The following is a 20507-nucleotide window of genomic DNA, read 5'->3' as shown; positions in this document are numbered from 1 at the left end:
TTGTTTCATCCGATATTAGAAACAGCATATGCTTAAACTGAGTCCTGGTCGGTACGGCAGCGTACATATAGGCTCCAGGGAGTGAAACTCTTAGACTGAGGAATCCGCAACGGCGGGGCCAAGCAAAAGCCGTATCTTGTGCAATTGGCCATCGTCGCTCAGTGCGACGCTGCCAGTGTCTAACTGGCTGAAGCCATCCAGTTCCAGCACTGCGATCCCATGTGTATATCCATCAGGGTTTTCGACGCAAATTTCATAACGGGAATTTCCGTGGTGATAAACCATGCTGTAACTGCGCCAAGCACTGGGAATACACGGATCGAACAACAATCGGTCGGCGCGAACTTGCAGCCCCAACACCCATTCCAGTCCGGCCCGGTAAAACCAACCGGCCGCGCCGGTGTACCAAGTCCAACCCGCACGCCGGGCATGCGGGGCTTCTGCATAGATGTCAGCCGCCAACACATAGGGTTCGCCCTTGTAGGCGAACATGCCGGTGCGGCTGGCGGTGCGCTTAATCGGATTCAGCATGCGCAGCAATTCCCCCGCTTGATCGCCTTCGCCTAGCATGGCGTAAGCAATCACCGACCAAATAGCGGCATGGGTGTATTGGCCGCCGTTTTCGCGAATGCCGGGCGGATAACTTTTGATATAGCCGGGATCGCGTTCGGTCTTGTCGAACGGCGGCGTGAACAATAACAGCAGATCGTCGCCGTGGCGCACCAGATACTCGTGCACCGACGCCATCGCCCGTCGCGCCCGTTCAGGGTCGGCGGCGCCGGAAATGACGCCCCAACTCTGCGCAATCGCATCGATGCGGCACTCGGCGTTGCTTGCCGAACCCAGCGGCGAGCCATCGTCGAAGTAGGCGCGCCGGTACCAAGCACCGTCCCAGCCTTCAGCCTCCACAGCTGCTGTCAGGCGCGCAGCATGCACGCGCCAGCGTCCGGCGCGCTCGGTCTCGCCCAGCCGCTCGGCGACCTCGGCAAATTCGTTCAAGACCGCAATCAGAAACCAGGCCAGCCAAACACTCTCGCCCTGCCCCCGATTGCCGACCCGGTTCATGCCGTCGTTCCAGTCCCCGCATCCCATCAACGGCAAGCCATGGGCACCGGTGGCCAAGCTTAGGTCCAATGCCCGCGCACAATGCTCGAATAAAGTGGCTTGTGCGGTCGATTCGCCGGGATGGAAGTAAGCATCGTCCTGCTCCGTACCCAACTCCGGGCCTTCTAGAAACGGCAGCAATTCAGCCAGCACCCCGGTATCGCCGCTAACCTTCAGGTAATGCGCCACCGCGTAAGGCAGCCAAACCCGATCATCGGAAAAGCGGGTACGCACCCCACGTCCGGTAGGCGGGTGCCACCAATGCTGCACGTCGCCCAGCTCGAACTGGCGAGCGGCGGCTCGTAATAGATGAGCCCGTGCCAGGTCCGGTCTGGACACCACCAACGCCATGCTGTCTTGCAGTTGATCGCGAAAACCAAATGCTCCGCCAACCTGATAGAAAGCCGCTCGCGCCCACATTCGGCAACTCAAGGTTTGATACAACAACCAGCCGTTTAACAGCAAGTCCAGTTCCCGGTCCGGCGTGTTTACTTGCACCGTAGCCAGTACTTGCCACCACGACTGTTTGACTCGCTTAAACAAGCCGGCTACGTCGGTGGCACGATAACGCCGGATCAACTCCACGGCCTGAGCCCGGTCTTGCCCCTGGCCCAATAAACAGACAATCTCGATTCGTTCGTTCGGGGCTAGCTCGATCGCCGTTTGCAGCGCGGCGCAAGGGTCGAGCCCGGCACCCGCTCGGCTTTTCAGCGGTTTGCGGCTTAACAAAGCGGCCGGCGCATCCAAGCTACCGTTGCGGCCGATGAATTCGGTGCGGTTGGCGGTGAAACTCGTCTGCCGCCCGGCTAGATCGGCGAAGGCGATACGGCTGCCGAACTCTTGATCCCAAGGATTGGACGCCAACAAGGCGCCGGTTTCCGGGTCCAGTTCGGTAATGATATGCGGCGCGGTGACGCTACGCGATGCACCTAACACCCATTCCAAATAGGCTGTCAGCGTCAGCCGCCGATTGCGGCCCGAGACATTCGATAAGGTAAGCAGTGATATTTTGACGGGATCGTCCGGGCCGACAAATTGCAACAATTCGCTGTGAATGCCATGGGAAGCATGCTCGAAACGGCTATAGCCTTTGCCGTGCCGTATCAGATAACTGGAATTTTCCACCCGGATCGGCAGCGCTGTCGGCGTCCACAGCTCATAACTTTCGTCGTCGCGCAGGTAAAATACTTCGCCGGGCGCATCGGCCACTGGATCGTTAGACCAAGGCGTTAACTGATTCTCGCGGCTGTTCCCGCACCAAGTACACCCGCTGCCAGACTCGGAAACCATGAAACCGAATTCCGGGTTGGCGACCACGTTGACCCAAGGTGCTGGCGTCCACTGGCCCTTATCCAGCATGATTACGTATTCGCTGCCGTCCTCGCCGAAACCGCCTAGGCCGTTGAAAAACTCAAGCGAAGGCAGCGCCAAGGCCGGCACCTGAGTTTGGCGGACAGACAAGGCTTGCGGGGCGATGAATGCCGATTGCGGGCGGGGGTGCCGCAATAACTGCTCGGCCAAGGTACCCCGATTACTGACCAGCATCACCCTCGCCGCCGTTTGCAAGAAGCGCCGCTCGTCCATAGACAACCGGCCGACCGGCAATACAAAAACCGCCCCCCGGTTTTCATTCTCTTGGGCGGCGCACCGCGCCTGATTCTCCCGAATCATAGTTTCCAGCATGCTTTGCAAGTCCTCGACGTAAGAAGACTCCTTGTCGTTGAGAATCAGCAAATCGGCGGCGAGTCCCTTGATGCTCCAATATTCATGAGCGCGCAACAGCTGTTCGACGAAGCCTCTATCTTCCGGTTCGCTGACTCGCAACAACAGCATCGGCCTATCCCCGGAAATTCCGTAGCGCCAAAGCGCGGCGACACTCAGGGTATTCATTTGTATCCATTTGCCGCCCGGACGCAGCGACGAATCGGCAAAAATCAAGCGATTAGCCAACATCTGAAACAATTGTGCCTCTTCCGGCTTGGTCCGCAAGTGATGCAATTGCACGTGAGCATGGGTCCAGGCCAAGGCGGATACCCGCTCCCAAGCGGTAACGCTGTGATACTTGTCGGCCAGGTCCGCCGCCAACTGACGAGACGCGGCCACCAAAGTGGTGAAGGTCAAATGTTCGGTCGCGCCAGCGGCCACCTTGATTCGGGTGCGCAGGCTGAAGATGGGGTCCAGTACCGAACCCACGGTGTTGCTCAACGGCCGCCCATCCATGACTGCGATCGGCGTTCGCAAACTTTGTCCGCGGCCAACAAAGCGCGCCCTATCGGTTTCGTATTGCAAACCGTCGCCGGTTTGCCGATCGGCCAGCACATGCGCCGCCCACAGTTGCGGATCTCCCGTCGAACGTTGGCGGCGATGCGCCAGCAAGGACCGAGTTTGCGGCAAGTATTCCGTTTGCACGAACAGATTGGAAAACGCCGGATGGGCGATGTCGGCGGCCGGCGGCGCCAATACGATCTCGGCATAGGAGGTGACATCGATTTCGCGCTCGCGCGTACCGTTATTGGTCAGGCTCAGGCGACGGATTTCCGCGTCGTCTTCCGGCGACACCACAATTTCCAAGGTTGTGACGATGGCGCCATCGGTGCGGGTAATCCGCGCGCGATCTTCGACGAATACCACGTCATACTGCTCCGGTTTGGCCACCGTCGGTTGGTAGCCGGCCGACCAGACCTCGCCGGTTTCGCCATCGCGCAGATATAAGTAACTGCCCCAGGCATCCCGCGTCACGTCCTCGCGCCAGCGTGTGACCGCCAGATTCCGCCACAGGCTATAGCCGGATCCGGCGGCGGTAATCATCACCGAATAACGGCCGTTGGCCAGCAGGTGCGAGGACGGCACTGTCGACATCGGCGACGGAACGCGCCGCACCGGCGGTTGCACGGTGTCCTTCATGTCCGACAAGGTTTGCAGCAGCGGCAAGGTTTCAGTATCCGCACCGTGCGGCACACGCTCCTGCAGCAATAAATCTGCCGACTGAATCAATGCGGTACGATGAAAACGGTGCCGCATAATGCCGTCATGCACCACATTGGCAAACGCCACCAGCGACATCCCCTGATGATGCGCCATATAACAGCGCACCAGCGCCACCTTTTGCCCTTCCGCCAAACGGATAGGCGTGTAATCCAGCGCTTCGTAGAAACCGTAACGCCCCAGCGCGCCTTCCCTTTCCAGACTGGCGAAATTTTTCAGCGCGGCATGCGGCAAATACATGGCTGCCAAGGCCGTGGCGTAAGGCGCAATCACCAATTCCTCGCCCAAACCGCGTTTCATTCCCAGCCCGGGCACGCCAAATGCCGAATATTGGTACGTCATGTTCAAATCGCGGCCATTGAACGCGGATTCGGACACGCCCCAAGGGACGTCCCGCTCCTGGCCGTATGCGATCTGCCGCTTCACCACCAACCGGCAAGTCTGATCGATCAGGCTATACCGCGGAGTAAAGGTGACTAAAGACGGCATTAAATATTCGAACATCGATCCCGACCAGGACAGCAACACCGTGCCATGAGCGGCGCGGGTGACCCGACGGCCGAGATGGAACCAATGCATGCTGGGCACGTCGCGCTTGGCTACGGCGATAAAACTGGACAGGCGAGCCTCGGAGGCCAACAAGTCGTAATAACTGGAATCGATGACCCCTTCCGCCACCCGGTAACCAATGGCAAACATATGGCGGTCGGCGTCGAACAGAAAGCGAAAATCCATGTCCCGGAATAGCCTCTCCAGTTGCGCGGCCATACTTTCCAGGCGATCGCTCAACTTTGCAGCCAAATCTCCGGCCTTGCGCAGGCCTATCACCGCGGCTTTCAGGTCGGCAGCCGCTATCTCGCCCGCAGAACACTGCACTTGCTCGGCACAATCCCTGTAACTGGCGGCAAGATCGCACAACGGTCTAGCGACCGATATTTGTTGCTTTAATTTAGCAATCGCAGGCGGCGTCTCCTCAGAAGCCGAGCTTGATTGAGCACTGACGGAGAAATGCAGCCACGGCATCAGACCAGCCACATCCTTGGCATGCGAGCTTATGTCCTCGCACAGCAGTCCGGCCCACGCTAGCACCTCGTTGTCGACGCTGTCGCCGCGTTCGGCAGCGTAGGCATTGGCCAGATCGTAAAGCACACCGGCACAAACGTCGAGTTGCCGCCACAGACCGGTCCATTCCTCAGCGCCGTCGGGACGCTGTTTCAGCAACTCGCCCAAGACCAAGCTTTTTTGCCGCAATTCGGTCAAAGTAACCGTCAGAGTGCGCGATTCGTCGTCGAGATGACGCAACGCACTTAACAATAAATGGTAGGTGTCGGCCACGCCGGTGAGCGCTATGTTTAAATCCAGCGGCCTTTCCCGCATTTCCCGGCACGCTTGCGCTAAGGTCAACAGATGGCCTGCCAGGTTGCCGCTATCCACGGTCGACAGGTAACGCGGTTCCAGCATGTGCAGATCGCGGGTGTCGTACCAATTGTAAAAATGGCCGTGTAACCTAGGTAGCGCCGATAAAGTCGATAATGTGGCTTCCAATCGTTCAACGCTATCAAGCAACCCCAACCAGCCGAAATCCCGCGCCGCCGCCACCGACAATAAATAAAGTCCGAAGTTTGTCGGTGAACTGCGATGGGCGACCACCGGTTCAGGATCTTCCTGAAAATTATCCGGCGGCAGATAGTGGTCCTCCGCCGTGACAAAAGTGGAAAAAAAACGCCAGATCCGTCTGCCGTATAGGCGTAGTTGCACACTATCTTCGGGAGTCAGGCTTTCCGCTTTGTCCAGCCTGGGCGGCAAACTCAAGGCACGGGCAACAACCGGCGCCAGCCACCACAACAATAAAAATGGCCAAGCGTATCCTATCGCGACCGGATTGCACAGCAACACCAGCGCCGCAGCCGCCATCACCACCGAGGACGAATGACTGAGCGGCCGGATCAAATTTTTAAGTGCATACCCCGCGCCGGCTTTTGCCTGCAAGGCGGTGACCCATTTCAATAGTTTACGGCGGGTGATAAACAAACGCACCAGCGTGGTCGCAATCGCGTCGGCCATCAGCCAAGCTTGTTGCGCCAGCAAAGTCAGAGCCACCAAACTGTTGCCGCAAGCCCAAAGCACGTTTTCCCCAGCTCCGCGCAGATGCGTGCTTAAAGAGATACCGCGCCGGGGCACGCTGCAACAACCTGCTACCGCTAAAATTGCCGGAAATGCCAATGCGGCCAACACAAATCCTACAAGCGGCCATAACGGCGCATCCGGTATAGCCCAACTCGCCACCAGAGCGGTGAAGGCAGCCGGTGCCGATAACGAACGGCGCAAATTGTCCAGCATCTTCCAGCGGCCGATCATCGGCATCCCTTGCCCGGACGCACCAAAAATCCAGGGAAGCAGCTGCCAATCGCCCCTCACCCAGCGGTGTTGCCGCGACGCCGCCACTTGGGTGTGGGACGGAAATTCCTCGAAAAACTCGATATCGCTGACCAGTCCGCAGCGCACGTAAACGCTCTCGAATAAATCGTGGCTGAGCTGGGTATTGTCCGGCACTCTGCCGGCCAATGCCGTTTCGAAACTGTCGACATGGTACAAGCCCTTGCCGCTATAGGTGCCCAAGGAGAACAAATCCTGATACAACTCGGATACCGAACTGGAGTAGGCATCGGTACCGGAAGCGCCGGCAAAAATCTGATGAAACAGCGAGCGTTCCTGGCGTTGCGGCAGGGTCGGCGTGACCCGCGGCTGCAGAATGCCGTACCCTTGCACGACGGTCCGGCTGACGGGATCGAACACCGGCCGATTGAGCGGGTGCGCCGCCACCCCAACCAGTTGGCTGACGACCCCCATCGGCAGTTTGGTATCGGCATCCAGGGTAATCACATAACACACGCCGGATGGAACGCTTGCCGGTTGACCGGCTGCCGGTAAAAACGAGGTATCGGTCGCACCGCGGAGCAAGCGGTTAAATTCATGCAATTTGCCGCGCTTGCGCTCCCAGCCCATCCACTTGCCCTCGCTGGCATTCCACAAGCGTTTTCGGTGGAATACAAAAAATCGCTGTTTAGCGTATTTGGCGTTCAATGCTTCCACACCGGCCAGGGCTACGGCCAACAGCCGTTCGTCGCCGTCTAGCTGCTCCCGATCGGCATCGACCCAATCCGACAACAATGCAAATCGCACCTCGCCCTCCGGATTGGCCAGATAACGAATTTCCATTTGCTCGATTTGCTGCCGCACCCCGTCCTCGCTGACGAACATCGTCGGCACAACCACAAAAGTGCTTAACGCCTCAGGGACGCCGTCGGATAATTCGAAGCGCGGCATATGGCTGGGCGGCAGCCAGGCAACGATGAGTTGATTCATCACCCCGATTGCGATATCCGAGGCCGGAAATGCAAAAACCAGAGCCAGCAAACTCAAACTCCAGCCAGGCAGACCGGCCGCAATTGCCGCGCTGATCGGCAATGTCAGCAGCAAAAAGGTCAGCAACGCCAAGCTACCGATATAAGCCAAGCCAGCGTGCGCAACATAGCGGCGTAACAAGTGTTGCTTAAACGTTGGCTGATATTCGACGTCCATTTCGAAACCGTAGCGCCCGGCGCCTATCAGGTAATAACCGGGTTCCAGTCGGCGTTCGTCATCCGCACCTTGTGCCGCCGCCACCTGAATCTTGTCCATCACCCGGCGCGCAATCTCCACTTCTGAACGCGGCGAATGTTTGGCCAGTTCTTCAACCGCATGCCGGTAGCGATCGCGGGTCAAAAAATCCATCGTCGCGTATCCTTCGTGGCCGCGCAAACAAACATCGACCAAACTGACTTCCTCGACGAACCTGGGCCAATCGAAGGCGGAGATGCCGCGCATGCTGGTAATGATGTTGCGAACGGTCAGGTTATCGGCAATCTGCGCCGCATGCTCGCGATGCACGATGTCGTCTAGACTGACGTTCTGCAGCTTGAGCCAGTCATCCAGAAAATCCAGAGAAATCGACACAGAAGGATGCGGATCGTGCGAACGCAGCAGCAATTGCACCGCAAACGCTTGGCGCAGGGACTCGACCGGCAGTTCTGCGGAAGGAATGGGCGGATCGGGCCGGTCGCTGTGAGCGAGAAGATTTTCCACATAATCGACGAATTCGTCCGCCAAGCGCCGACCGTGTTGCGACCGCATGATACTAACGGCCAAACGGCGCAGATTCTCGACCAGCAATACTCGCAAGGTAATCGGTATGGCCCACAGCTCGCCGAGCGTGAGCGGCTCGACGCCTTGATAGGCCCTGACAAACAGCGTCAGCAATTCCGGCGTAAAACGGCTGTCGGTGTGAGCCACCAACGCCCAAGCGATGCCATAGACCCGCGGATAGCCGGCTAGCACGCCTTCCGCCAGCTTCGGTAGTTCCCGCGCATAGCTTTCCGGCAAATCGACATGAATGTCGCTGACCTGCTCTTCGATGACATGAAAATTATCCAACAACCATTCTGCGGCAGGCGTGATGGCACGTTGCTCGCGTACCGCTCTAGCCACCGATTCATAAGCCTCCAACAAGACCTGGGCATTCTCGCGTACCCGTGGAATCAATTTTCGGCCGTTTTTCAGACTGGTGATTTTTTGCGCTCGCGCGAGGCTCACCGCATGTTGCTGCAAACGCTCGGTATTGAACACCTCGAAACGAATCGGCGTTTCTTCGCCGCCCGGATGCTCGCTTCTAACATACCGTCTTTGCTCTCGCCGTTTGGCCATCGCTTGATTCTCCGCATCTAAATCGTTCTATTGCATCGGAATTAACGGCGTCCGGATTTCGGCGCCTCGATTGAAGGCGTCAAGACCTACAAAGCCGGCTGGCTTGACTGCCGTCAAGCGTAGCCATTGGAAACACAACCCGGTAGAGCCTAAATCTTGCCTAGCACTAGCAAAATCAATACAACGATCAACACCAGCCCCAAACCGTTAGTAGGCCCGTAACCCCAGGCACGGCTATGCGGCCATACCGGAATAACACCGAGCAACATCAGGACAAGAATTACCAGCAAAATAGTGCCAATTGACATCATGGATCTCCATTGAAAACAAAAAGAAAAAAGCCGATCCCCCAAACTCCAGCGTTGGTTTTTGGCAGGTTGCCCCTTCAACGATGGATGAGTCCCAAAATACCCACAACGATCAAATACACCGCCACGAAATAATTCAAAAAACGGGGAATCAGCAGGATTAACACACCTATCACCAAAGCCAGTAAGGGTTCTATCGCTAGATTCATGAGATATTCTCCTTAACAAAAACACGGTCAGAGCTTAGCCGCTGGCGACTATTAGGTCTGTACGCTAGCGCTCACACGTCCTCTAAACCGACAGTCTGAATCGCGTGTTTGCAGCCTGATCAGAATCCTTAGTTCTTTAGCCTGTTAACACGGCATCACTTCAAGGCCTTGATCAAGGCCTCGAACTGCGCGCGCAACGATTGATCGTGCGGTGAGACCGGCGGAATGACTCGATCGATTTTCAGCAACTGATAAACCGCGGTTTGCGCCGCTCGCACCGAATACTCCACGGTAAACACCACATCCTCTGCAATTTCGACATACTGGCTGATGAAGCCGAGATTCTTTGAGCCGCGCGGCACCGGCAGCGGTCTATCGTTGTGGCTGCGGGGCATGAACATGCTGGTGATGTAAGGCATACGACAGGGAATGCAAATGGCGGTGGTGAAAATTTCCAAATCGAAGCGCAGATGGCCGCAAAGTTCCAGCAGGATTTCCCCGCCGCTGCAGTCAGCCATGGGCCTGGCGACAAAATTCCCTATGCGGTCCGGAAATAGTGCGTAACCCCAGAACACCTGCACATTAGGCGGCTGATTCGGAAAATGCGGTTGATGGGCTAGCACAACCGACATCAGCCAGTTCGAATCCTTGAAGGTCACTAGGCCGCCGGTGCCGGGTTCGTTAGCGGTGAACTGTTGCATCAGTGCGAAGAAGTCCGGATTCTTCAACGTAACGGTGAACGATGCCCAGCAAGATTGGGCAATACAGCTATTGAACGCCTCCGGGTTACCGAACTGCGGCCGGCCTTTTGCCAGTTTTTCCCAGAGCGTCCAACCTCCGCTATCGGCCTTGGTCAATTGCCTGGGCGGGTTAGTCATTGAACCCACGGAGGAAGCGTCGGTCATCGAACCGTTTTGCAGGAAAACAATATCGCCGTTCTTCACGGCAATGAGTTCACGCTTGCCGTGGCGCAGGCTGTGTATGCCGGTAACGATGAATTCATCGTCTTCGGTCTTGTGGTCGAGATCGATTACTAGGCAATCGGGATAAAACCGCACCCCATGGTTTTTCAGCCAGGACTGCAACGGCGCCACCAGCGAATCGAATTGGTTATATACGGTGCGTTTGACGCCGGCCAAGGTTTCGATGCGGGTGAATTCCAGCATGAAACGGTGCAGATAGCGTCTGAATTCGACAGCGCTGTGCCAAGGCTGGAAAGCGAAGGTTGTGGACCACATATACCAGAATTCGGTTTCGAAAAAGCCGGGCGAAAGCCAATCGGTAATGCAGGTCGCCGCCAATGCCTCCTCGTTAGCTTGGCTGAGTTTCAACAGTTCGATACGATCCTGCATCGAGAAGCCCATAGATGAGACCGGCACTTTGGCTCGATGCTTATCGACCAGTCTTGCCATCGAATGCGCCGCGTGTTTTTCGTTGAATTCAACGGTTTCGTCGAACACCGCCTTGTCGGCCTGGTTCAGCGAGGGAATCGATTTAAAGAGATCCCAGGTACACTCGTAATTGTCGGTGGTCAACATCCGGCCACCCCGCATGGAATACCCCTTAACCGGATTGCCGGCGCCATCGAGACTCCCGCCCAGCTCGGACCCGGCTTCGAGAACGGCGATATTGCCGCCGGGTAGCTTGGCGTCGCGAATCATGAAAGCGGCGGCGGCCAACGAGCCGATGCCGCCGCCGACCAGGTAGGCCTTAACGTTGCCGTGCATAGTTTCTAGTTCCTTAATTGAGGAGGGTTACAGCGCGTCTGCGGTTCAATCGCAGCATGTCACGCAGGCTAGGACTTGGGATTACTCGATGGCGGACGCAAGTGTCGACGTTTCTGCAGCCCCCCCCAGCACCAATTCGCGCCAAGCGGCTTTCTGCGGCATCAACGGCGGCATGGCTGCGAACCCCGGCTCCGGCGTCGGCCTGGCGACCAATTGTTCGAAATCTCGGGTTACAACGCCTCCCTTGCGGAAGAAAGCGTTGTAGATAGCCCAGTTTGCCGGATTGCGGGAAGCATCCCAAGGGAAACGGCGTACCATTGATGCCAAGCTATAAAATCCGTCATAGGTGTTCAGGTAACCGCGATAGAGTTGCTCGGCCGATAACCCTTCCGGTTTGAACACGATATGCGATTGATCGTATTTGTCCCAATCGAAGGAAACGATCTGCTTGCGCCGCAGCATTTCGAACCAGTTGATGGTTCCGGGATACGGCGTCAACAGCGAGTAGCCGCATATATCGAATTTGGCGTCGATGTTGAATTTCAGGGTTTCCTCGAATACCGACGGCTCGTCGCCTGCAAACCCGAACATGAATAAACCCAGCACCATAATGCCGTGACGGTGCAATTTCTCAACCAAGCCGAAATAAGCGTCCGGATCATTCTGACACTTATGCACGTTGCGCAAGGTTTGCTTGGAAATCGATTCGAAACCAATCGACAACATGAAACAACCGCTTTCCGCCGCCAGCTCCAACAGTCGTTCGTCGTGCGCGTCTCGGCTGTTCACTGCCGCCTGCCATTTCAAACCGCGTCCTTTAAAAGCCCGCATGACTTCCATCGCGCGTTTCGGCGTGCCGAAAAAGTCGGCGTCGTTGAGCAGAATCAGCCGCTCTTCGATATGCTCGATTTCGGCAATAATGTCGTCGACCGGCCGGTAACGAAAGCGCAGGCCGTACATAGTCGGCTCCGCGCAAAAAGTACAGCCGTGATGGCAACCGCGCGAGGTTTGCACAAAGCCCTTGTTGATGTAGCGGGCGCTCTTCAACAAGCCCAGGCGAGGATTGGGCATATCGACCATCGAATGCAGGCGTTCGGACTTGTAGATACCTTGCAGGCGTCCATGTCGCAGATCGTCCAGCACATCGGACATAACCAATTCGGCTTCGCCGACGACGACCGCATCGGCATGCTTCAGCGCTTCCCTTGGTAAATAGCTGACATGCACCCCTCCCATGATCACCGGAATACCGCGGGCTCTAAAAGCGTCGGCAATTTCATAGCCGCGATTTACGTACGAGGTCATTGCAGAAATCCCCACCAAATCGACCTTAAGATCGAAATCGATGGGCTCGATATTTTCGTCGGTGACAATAATGTCGTATTCGTCTTCAGGGATCGTGCCCGCCACTGCCAGTAAACCGGCCACCGGCGAATAAAGCGCTTTGCCGAAAAACATAGGCCGCGTGGCAAAGGTGTCCGCCCGCGGGTTGATTAAATGGATACGCCCGGTTGCTGCCATGGTTTCTCCTGCAGGTTTACGATACTATCGGTCCGACTGATCGCCGGGTTGTGCCGGCCAAGCAAACGAAAGCGAAGTTTGTCGTTGACTACCGACATTTACGATTTTCGCAATGCTATGGCCGTTATGATCAGCTTCCACGCTGTAATGGCCGGGGCTGAGTTTGGCGAACAGCATGGGGCCGTCCGCTACGGTTTCCATCACGGTATGACCGCTCTGATCCTTGACCACCACTTGGACGTCGCTCAGATAATTTCCAGTGCCTTTTTCCGCAAACAGCAAGAGCAAGTTGTAATCGGCTCGCATCACTTGCATCGCTTCCCGTTCCCTGTAGCCAATCCCGCCGCTGACGAAGCGCACTTCGCCTTGGATTTGAGGACTTAGCGGCGGATCTTCCGCAAACGCAAAAAAGCTCAGCATCAACCACGGAACAATAAATTTTAATTTCATCGCAATACTCCTTGCTTGTAACAAAAAGGCAGCGGCTTCTACTTTTCAGCACAGTGAACCGGTGCTACCGATGTCGGTTTCGCGCATTAAGCCGAGGCAAAATCGGCATCGGATCGGTCGCAGGCGGCACGCCGTCGTGTCCGCAAAGCAAGGAGACCGCCGGCAGACATAGGCCGATGCCGAACATCGATTGGGAAAACCCGGGAAGGTTAAGGTTTGCCATGATTGCTTTCCTTCTAAATAAATCGATTAACGCAATCGCCACGTTGCTTTGTCGAATTGTCGAACCCGCAATTTTCCGAAGAATGCCGCGACGATTGACTCTGCCGCCGGTTACGGTTTAGCCTAAAACTCCAGAATATATAAACTCGATTACCTCGCTTGAAAATCAAGCGCTTTCGCTAAGTTTCGCGGATAATTAGACGCCTTCCGACAACCGAACACAGTTCGCTAGCGCACATACCCCGTGAATTGAGCGAATTAGAGTTGAGCGAAGACCAGCGATAGGCGGCAAACTAATCCGTGGTGACTTCCGACTACCACCATCACTCTTGGGTCGAGACTAAAAGAGAACGCAACATGAATTTACAATGGGATGGCATCGAAAGGCGTAAAGCATTGAGAAGCAAAGCCGAAGCTCTAGTTTCCAGTTTATCGCCCGAAGAAATGAAGGCCAAACCGGCTGAAGTTCTGGTACACGAACTGCTGGTCCACAAGATCGAGCTGGAAATGCAAAACGAAGAGTTGCGCAATGCGCACAACGCCTTGCTTGATGCACACGATCGTTATCTAGACCTTTACGAATTTGCGCCCGTCGGTTACATCACCATCGACCGGACAGACTGCATCGACACCATCAATCTCTCCGGATGCGCATTGCTTGGCCTGGAGCGCGACAAACTGATTGGGCAACGTTTCTCTAAATTTGTTGCCTCAAAGGACAGCGACCGATGGATTCAACTTGTTGCGGACATCATGGAATCCGGCGCAAACGAAAAACGAGCGGTTGGCCTGGAAATGAAACGAGCCGACGGATCTAATTTTTATGCTCATCTGGACTGCCTACACCGCATCCCCTCGAACGAACCGCCGACTTTGCGAATTGCGCTGACCGATATCAGCCATAGCAGGCAAAACTAGAAATAATCCAGCGTACGCCCCGAGCCGCCGCAACTCGACGGTAGCCTGAAAGACGGGCTTTGTCGCAAATTTACACCAAGTCGAACACGCGATGGCCTTCCGGCAAATTTATCCTGCTAAAGCCAATAAGCTAGCGGTAAGCCAGAATGCCGATTGGCGACAACTGCCCCATTCGAGTCAACCGGGCGGTTTCAACTGCCGTTAAGGTAACTTCCGCCGAATAAAGCGCTTGCAATCTAACATCGGAAGCGTGAGCTTTTTGATGTGTCGACGATCTTGCTCGATGCGATTATGCAGAGTTATGACCAGAAGAATGTCGATCAGAGATCCGATTGATTAGAAGTAACCGAATATTCCTGTCGAGTAATTCCGCCTCGTTGGGACTGCTTTTTTAATAACGACGCAACTCGGTAGACTGCAATGCTCAATAGCTTTTTCAAAAAATCGGGTGGCAGCTTCTTCGTCTTATGCTGAGACACCATGAATTCCAATGTGTCGCCGAATTTATCAATCGCGATAGGAAACGACTTAGCGAACGTAAAATGACCCTGCGTAAAGGATAAAGTCTTTCGTAGAGCGAGTGCCGAGGAAACTAATCACGCCATGACCCTACTTCAATTCTGACTGTTTATCCAAGTTCAGCGGCAAATTTGCTAGAAAACCATATTGATCAGTGAATTAGGCACGTTTTTCGGTTGAAAGCATGGTCTAAGGAGCTTCTGAAAAATTGCTGTTTTGAGCGCTAGGGAACCTCTTAAGAACTACCGTTTTGAGCCCCTGTAAATTCGAAAACTAATCAAAAAATTCAATAATTGACCGTTTTTTATCAAAGCAGTCGTTTTTTCTCAAAAACACGCCCATTTCTGGGCCTATTTTCAAATGCCAGACGCCATGAGGCAGCGACGTTCATAAGCGTCACCCCGAAGCACATTGGCAATCGCGGTCAGAAAGGTCAGACGAGCAGTGTTTTTGGCTAAGCCACGATAGCGATTCTTGGCATAACCAAAGCGGATTTTGATATCCCGGAACACGTGTTCGACCTTGGCCCGGCGGCTGGCCAGTTCTCTGGCTGCCGCGCGCAGTAACTGAGCCTGCTCGCTGTCGTCGTTGCTTAGCTTACGCAGTTTGCCAGGGCGCATCGCAACCACGCAGGTCGGTGGATTGTCGGCGGGCATCTCCGGGCGCTTTTCCAAGCCCTGATAACCGGCATCGCCGTGGACAAACTGCTCTTCGCCGTGCAGCAAGTGGGCAGCTTCAGCTACGTCGCTGACGTTGCCTGAGGTGACCTTGAGCGTATGCACCAAGCCGGTTTCGTGGTCAACGCCGATATGAAACTTGCTGCCAAAAAACCATTGATTGCCCTTTTTGCTGGCATGCATTTCCGGGTCGCGCGACTGGCTTTGGTTTTTGGTCGAGGTCGGGGCGGCAATCAGACTGGCATCGACGATGGTGCCGGCTTTTAGAAACAGCCCGCGATCCGCCAGCGTTTGGTTGATGGCCTGGAAGATTTGCTCGGTATGCGCAGAAAAACCGCGGCGACGAGCTGAAAGTTGCCCGATTAAGATCTTGGCGGCGTTTTTTACAGTAGTTACGGTTTCCGCGTTGTCGCGGTAACCTCAAAACTGCTTGGACGCCGCCGGTCTCGGGTTAAACCCGGATGAGGAATTCCCTGCCCGGCAGCGATTGCCGCCGCGAGGCCGGTTACAGACAGCTTCGCTTTTTACTCTGAAAGTCACGCGGATGCCGTCCAAAACACTAGCGATAGAACAGCGTCGACTTTCATTTGCCGGGGCGATGCCGTGCCTTCATGAACGTTAGGACTGCGATTCTGTAGGAACTCGACCTGCGCGAACACCACTTGAAAGCCATGACGATAGACGGCAGAACTTGCCTGTTCAGTCGGCGCACGCAACTGGCGGCCCTTTGTAGCCTTTAAACTGCAAAAGCCGGAAATCCTGCTCATCCGCCGGGTGGATTATTCAATCCGCTCGCCACGTTTTGGCTTACCGGTAGCTTGGTTTGAAACGTTTAGGACGGGGTGTATATCCTATCCTGTTCAAGTGAACCAATCCAAAATCTTAAGCCTGGCCTCACAAGCCACCAACTCCCTACGACCACTCTCTACGCCTCTTACAACCCCGATCCGATTGCCGATAGTAGCCCGCATCATTGCGAGAAAATGGCCTTGGCATAAATTGCAAACACCGGCAGTCCGGCATTGAACACGGCGATGGCCGCAATCCGGCCGATAGTAATTTCGCGCCAAACGCCCCGCAGACTCCGGTCGATGTGGGAACAGGCCAAATATTCCAACCGCCAGACCGCAAAACAGTACATGCCGGTAATGGCAACGCATATCAAGGCCAAAACCGTTTGGACACAACCGTTCGAATTCTGTAAAAAACGCAATTTGTCGCCCAATGCGAAACTAAAACCCAGCCCCTGCATCACCGCAAAACCGGTAACGATGTTGGCGATACTCCACAATTCTTTTACCAGATCGGCGGTATCCATGAGTCAACGACCACTGTAACGGCGTTGCAAAATCAACGTGCCCAACATGCCGGACAAAAACAGCCAGACAGCAACCGGTACCGGCACGGCGGACACTTGTCCGGGGCTGACTGCCCATGCGTAGCCCTGGTCGCTCTTATAGCCGTAGCTCTGGACGCCGCCGTAGGTATAGAAGGACCATGCGAAGATAGGGTCGGACGCATACTCTATATCAGACCAGTACCCAGAGGTGTGTACGTTGCCGAAAAGGCCTGTGGAACCGGTGGTATCAAAGAGTGTGCTGGTACCCAGAATTCCGTAATTAGGCTGTTCACCTGCACCGCTGGTGTTGTAGTAGGCTGTTTTGCCCAACTCGTCGTAATACAGCTTGGCCATCTCACCCGTGGCCGTATTGACGTTGGAGCCGCAGTCGGTGCCGCTAAAGGCAAGATCGCAACCCGCGCTGCCAGTGTCGATCATGGTTGGTAGGCGCCACTGGTTGCTCCCACCGTAGCTGATACTGTTCAGGTAGTTGACATAGGCTTGGGCCCCAAACCAGCTAACTCTTCCGTTTGTCGTGTCGAAGTCAGCACTGGCGGACAGGGTGTGGTAGCCGCTGTTAGATGGGGTATCGTAAACATTGGGCGTGTCGTTGATCTTGCCGCCGGGTACCGAGGCAATCACAGCGTTGACGAAGGCCGAGGTGCCGCCGGCATAACTGTCGGCCAGGGTTTGGAACAGATTGCCGTCTTTGGTCCAGCTGATATCAAAGCTGCCGCTTTGCATGCGGACAAAGTCCACGCCGTTGGCGGTATAACTGGTCAGGCTGGCGTGGGCGTTGAAGGCGGTGGCGCTGAGTAGTGCGCCAAGTATCATCAGGGGGCGTTTTATTTCCATGGTTTGCTCCTTGTGGTTGTTGTCAAAAATTGATTTCGTCCATGGCTTAAGAACCTTGCCGTTAGCGGTTTCGCAAGGCTAATGTGCCGAGTATGCCGGATAGGAACAGCCAAGCCGGCAGGCAACGGCACGGCGGCGACATCGCCGTCGCGCACGGGCCAGGCATACAAGCGAGGGAATTGGGGGTTCTTAAACGAACTCCATTGGCTGCCGTCGTTAAAGTCGAAAGTCCACGCGGTACTATTTCCCAAGCCGAACAAATACTCGGTTCCGGACCAATAATATTGCTGGATATTGCCGAACAAGGCGTAATCGCTGTCGTGCCGGGTGCTAATCGGTTGCGAGGCCATGCCGCCCAGTTCCTCGTAAAACAAGTGTCCCATTTCGCTGGTTTGAATGTTGTAACCGCCGTATTTAATTGCAACTTTCCTTAACTTTGAACTTAATATACGACTTTGAAAGATCGTCCTTCCAAGTAGTTGCATTCATATCTAGGGGGTAGTCCGGCAAGAGCACAGATTTTAGTTTTTCCCGGACATGCTTGTAAACCTGTAAATATTCTTCTCTATTCTCAGGCAATCTAACAGTGCCATCATTGCAATAATATATATTCTTATAGTCATCTTTACAAAGGCCGTTTTCCTTATCTTGTTCTTTTTTATCATGTTTCTTATCGTAATCAGCATCAATTTCCGATTTAACAAAATCATAAAGTGAATATATTTTATCAGGTTTATTTTTTTTGGCTGGCACAACTGGCATAAGGCGAAAAGAGCCCTCAAACTCAAGCTCAGCGCTAAATTTTAAAAGTATTTTTTCCCAGAAAAGCTGTTCTTCCGTTTTATTAGTAACCAAATCAACTATTTCTTTGCCAAGATAATCAGTAGTTGCGTTAAGAAATCCCTGTGCCGCAAACCACCCGGCTTTAAATATACTTTGTGAACCAATATCAAGTAAGGCTCGTTTAGTCGGTATCCCATGGACGGTATAAAGCCGAAAAGTAACGTCGTAAGGTGTATCTGCAATGCCGTCGAAAACAACTTTATCATTGGCATCAATGGGTAAAAAGCTAAATGACTCCTGATCGAATTTTATGCTGGATATTTTAAAACTACGCTTCTCATTGAAAGGATTTTCCGAATCGCGCCCTATTACATCTGTTATTAACCAAAGATCGCGCCCGCCTGTCCAATTATACAATTTGTTTTCAAAAGCCGTTATTCCTCGATCAAATTCGAAACCAAAATACAACTCTGTAGATCGGTGCAAAAATCCAACGCGCATTGTTTCAAGAGATATGCACACCCTTTTATTTCGCTCCACTCCTATTGCATTTGCCTTTTCAGTAAATGTATCTCCACTTTCATTCTCAAGGAGATATGCCCGATAATGTCGGTGTGCATTGCATGAAGTTAATGCCAATGAAAATATAATTATAAATTTTAAACTACTTATGTTCATAATTTTCTACAAATCATAACAAAATCATGTGAGGAATCAACACGTTGAGGCCCGTTATTGCCTAGGTATCAATAAAATATCAACATTTTAAGCATGAACAGGTGGCAAATAACCGATATTGAACAAAACAAAGATGAACGACATGAAACTTTTTTAAAAAAATTATTTTTCATAATATTTTTCAAAAATTATCTGTACAGAAGAGATACAACTCTAAATAAAATTACTACCGTTTATTTATAACTATGTTTTTTCTGTAATAAAACAAAAAATCTCATAATAAGCGCTTAACAATAAATCGCCATGCAGTAGAATAGCAGGGTTTTGAACAGAGCGATAACTAAAGGAATGCGCGTAAAACCGATTGAATTGAGCGAAACCGAACGAGAGCAACTCCAAATAATCGTCAAGAAAGGGAGTGATTGGCGAGAGCGCGAACGGGCGCAAACCATCCTGATGTTATCCGATGGTCAAACAGTGATTGCGGTTGCCGCGCATCAGGGTGTAAAGCCGGAAGCGATTCGTGAGCGGCGGCGGAAGTGGTGGAGAAACGGGCTAGCGAGCTTACCGGATCAGCCGCGCAGTGGTGCGCCGAGTAAACTGACGGACGCGAATCGCAATCAGCTCAAAGGCTGGATTGAGGCAGAACCATTGACCTGTCGGGCTCTGGTCAGTCGACTGACGGCGGAATGCGGCGTGACGATCAGTGCCGGTACGTTGCGAAACGAGTTGAAACGCATGGGCTATGTCTGGAAGCGCACGCGCTATAGTTTAAAAAAAAGCGAGATCCCGAACGCTTCGAACAAGCGAGACACGATATCGCAGAACTGATTAAGCAAGCGGAAGCCGGTGATATCGAATTGGCGTATGTGGATGAAGCCGGATTTGCGCCGCAACCACCGAATCGTTCGGCTTGGACGAAGCGCGGCGAAGTCCATGCCATTACCGCTAAGCGCGCGCAGCGCATAAATGTGATCGGCGCGCTGCTGTCATCGGGGCGGCTACTGTTGACCCAACTTTGGCAGAGCGTAAATGGTCTGTGGTTCTTTGGCTTTCTGATGGCGTTGATCGAACGCGTCAGCAAGCCGATGGTGGTGATTTTGGACAATGCCTCCATTCATACCGCCAAAAAGCTGAAACCTTATTGGGATTTATTGGAAGAGAAAGGCATGCGATTTTATTTTCTGCCTCCCTACAGTCCTGAATTGAACCGAATCGAATTGCTGTGGCATAAGATGAAATATGAATGGCTGCCTTTCAAAGCATATACGCCGGATGAACTGGAACAGGCCATTGAGGAAATTGGCCGTGGATTTGGCTCTAAATACACGCTAACTTTTTGCTAGGCGCTTACACATCCCCCAAATGCAGGATGACAAGCCGATAAAATCTTGTTAGCCACCAAATACCTACGCTAGAATCGGTTCGCGCAACACATTCTTCGCGACCCGATAATACGAACGACAAAG

Annotated in this window: 14 protein-coding genes; 3 read left to right on the top strand and 11 right to left on the bottom strand. The window is 53.9% G+C overall.

Annotation, left to right across the window (positions count from 1 at the left end; genetic code table 11):
* Positions 1-90: 90 nt before the first annotated feature.
* The 6 genes from F1E05_RS08920 to F1E05_RS08895 form a co-directional block, all read right to left on the bottom strand.
* Positions 91-8832 carry a GH36-type glycosyl hydrolase domain-containing protein gene (locus tag F1E05_RS08920; RefSeq protein ID WP_150047963.1) on the bottom strand — a complete coding sequence of 2914 codons (8742 nt, stop codon included), beginning with the start codon at positions 8830-8832 and terminating at the stop codon, positions 91-93.
* Positions 8833-8981: 149 nt separating this feature from the next.
* Positions 8982-9140, bottom strand: coding sequence for a DUF3309 family protein (locus F1E05_RS08915; protein ID WP_150047962.1), 159 nt, complete (start codon positions 9138-9140; stop codon positions 8982-8984).
* Between the two features lie 77 nt (positions 9141-9217).
* Positions 9218-9349, bottom strand: a complete 132-nt coding sequence (locus F1E05_RS08910) for a DUF3096 domain-containing protein (RefSeq protein ID WP_150047961.1) — start codon at positions 9347-9349, stop codon at positions 9218-9220.
* A 155-nt stretch (positions 9350-9504) separates the two neighbouring features.
* The gene (locus F1E05_RS08905; RefSeq protein ID WP_150047960.1) at positions 9505-11076 is read right to left on the bottom strand and encodes an oleate hydratase; all 1572 of its coding nucleotides are present in this window, start codon (positions 11074-11076) and stop codon (positions 9505-9507) included.
* Between the two features lie 81 nt (positions 11077-11157).
* Complete coding sequence (locus F1E05_RS08900; RefSeq protein ID WP_150047959.1) at positions 11158-12597, bottom strand: B12-binding domain-containing radical SAM protein; 1440 nt, start codon at positions 12595-12597, stop codon at positions 11158-11160.
* Between the two features lie 24 nt (positions 12598-12621).
* Positions 12622-13047: a carboxypeptidase-like regulatory domain-containing protein gene (locus tag F1E05_RS08895; protein ID WP_150047958.1), complete on the bottom strand. Its 426-nt coding sequence runs from the start codon at positions 13045-13047 to the stop codon at positions 12622-12624.
* A 579-nt stretch (positions 13048-13626) separates the two neighbouring features.
* On the opposite strand from F1E05_RS08895, the gene F1E05_RS08890 reads away from it, so the two are divergent.
* Entirely contained in the window at positions 13627-14187 is a 561-nt protein-coding gene (locus F1E05_RS08890) for a PAS domain-containing protein (RefSeq protein WP_150047957.1), read from the top strand.
* 875 nt (positions 14188-15062) lie between these two features.
* Here F1E05_RS08890 and F1E05_RS08885 read toward each other — a convergent pair.
* The 5 genes from F1E05_RS08885 to F1E05_RS08865 form a co-directional block, all read right to left on the bottom strand.
* A complete protein-coding gene (locus F1E05_RS08885) occupies positions 15063-15695 on the bottom strand; it encodes an IS5 family transposase (RefSeq protein ID WP_408631336.1) in 633 nt (210 codons plus the stop codon).
* A 658-nt stretch (positions 15696-16353) separates the two neighbouring features.
* A complete protein-coding gene (locus tag F1E05_RS08880; protein ID WP_150047956.1) occupies positions 16354-16701 on the bottom strand; it encodes a hypothetical protein in 348 nt (115 codons plus the stop codon).
* A gap of 3 nt (positions 16702-16704) precedes the next feature.
* Complete coding sequence (locus tag F1E05_RS08875) at positions 16705-17577, bottom strand: Lcl C-terminal domain-containing protein (RefSeq protein ID WP_150047955.1); 873 nt, start codon at positions 17575-17577, stop codon at positions 16705-16707.
* A complete protein-coding gene (locus F1E05_RS08870) occupies positions 17568-17960 on the bottom strand; it encodes a DUF1566 domain-containing protein (protein WP_150047954.1) in 393 nt (130 codons plus the stop codon). The genes F1E05_RS08875 and F1E05_RS08870 overlap by 10 nt, the downstream gene beginning before the upstream one ends.
* A gap of 31 nt (positions 17961-17991) precedes the next feature.
* Positions 17992-19038, bottom strand: a complete 1047-nt coding sequence (locus F1E05_RS08865) for a hypothetical protein (RefSeq protein ID WP_150047953.1) — start codon at positions 19036-19038, stop codon at positions 17992-17994.
* A 348-nt stretch (positions 19039-19386) separates the two neighbouring features.
* Here F1E05_RS08865 and F1E05_RS08860 point away from each other — a divergent pair, with 348 nt between their 5' ends.
* Both F1E05_RS08860 and F1E05_RS08855 read left to right on the top strand, forming a co-directional pair.
* Positions 19387-19869, top strand: coding sequence for a helix-turn-helix domain-containing protein (locus tag F1E05_RS08860; RefSeq protein WP_150047952.1), 483 nt, complete (start codon positions 19387-19389; stop codon positions 19867-19869).
* Positions 19857-20384 (top strand): IS630 family transposase, encoded by a 528-nt coding sequence (locus F1E05_RS08855; protein WP_150047951.1) that lies wholly within the window; start codon positions 19857-19859, stop codon positions 20382-20384. Before F1E05_RS08860 ends, F1E05_RS08855 begins: the two co-directional genes overlap by 13 nt.
* Positions 20385-20507: the final 123 nt, after the last annotated feature.

The organism is Methylomonas rhizoryzae, from assembly GCF_008632455.1.
In the GTDB taxonomy this organism is placed as follows: Bacteria; Pseudomonadota; Gammaproteobacteria; order Methylococcales; family Methylomonadaceae; genus Methylomonas; species Methylomonas rhizoryzae.
The sequence above is the reverse complement of the archived record's forward strand: the minus strand, read 5'-3'. Positions and strand labels throughout refer to the sequence as shown.

Coding starts and splice junctions, on each gene's coding strand:
- F1E05_RS08920 (WP_150047963.1), bottom strand. CDS start 8,832: ATGGCCAAACGGCGAGAGCAAAGACGGTATGTTAGAAGCGAGCATCCG.
- F1E05_RS08915 (WP_150047962.1), bottom strand. CDS start 9,140: ATGTCAATTGGCACTATTTTGCTGGTAATTCTTGTCCTGATGTTGCTC.
- F1E05_RS08910 (WP_150047961.1), bottom strand. CDS start 9,349: ATGAATCTAGCGATAGAACCCTTACTGGCTTTGGTGATAGGTGTGTTA.
- F1E05_RS08905 (WP_150047960.1), bottom strand. CDS start 11,076: ATGCACGGCAACGTTAAGGCCTACCTGGTCGGCGGCGGCATCGGCTCG.
- F1E05_RS08900 (WP_150047959.1), bottom strand. CDS start 12,597: ATGGCAGCAACCGGGCGTATCCATTTAATCAACCCGCGGGCGGACACC.
- F1E05_RS08895 (WP_150047958.1), bottom strand. CDS start 13,047: ATGAAATTAAAATTTATTGTTCCGTGGTTGATGCTGAGCTTTTTTGCG.
- F1E05_RS08890 (WP_150047957.1), top strand. CDS start 13,627: ATGAATTTACAATGGGATGGCATCGAAAGGCGTAAAGCATTGAGAAGC.
- F1E05_RS08880 (WP_150047956.1), bottom strand. CDS start 16,701: ATGGATACCGCCGATCTGGTAAAAGAATTGTGGAGTATCGCCAACATC.
- F1E05_RS08875 (WP_150047955.1), bottom strand. CDS start 17,577: ATGGAAATAAAACGCCCCCTGATGATACTTGGCGCACTACTCAGCGCC.
- F1E05_RS08870 (WP_150047954.1), bottom strand. CDS start 17,960: ATGGGACACTTGTTTTACGAGGAACTGGGCGGCATGGCCTCGCAACCG.
- F1E05_RS08865 (WP_150047953.1), bottom strand. CDS start 19,038: ATGAACATAAGTAGTTTAAAATTTATAATTATATTTTCATTGGCATTA.
- F1E05_RS08860 (WP_150047952.1), top strand. CDS start 19,387: ATGCGCGTAAAACCGATTGAATTGAGCGAAACCGAACGAGAGCAACTC.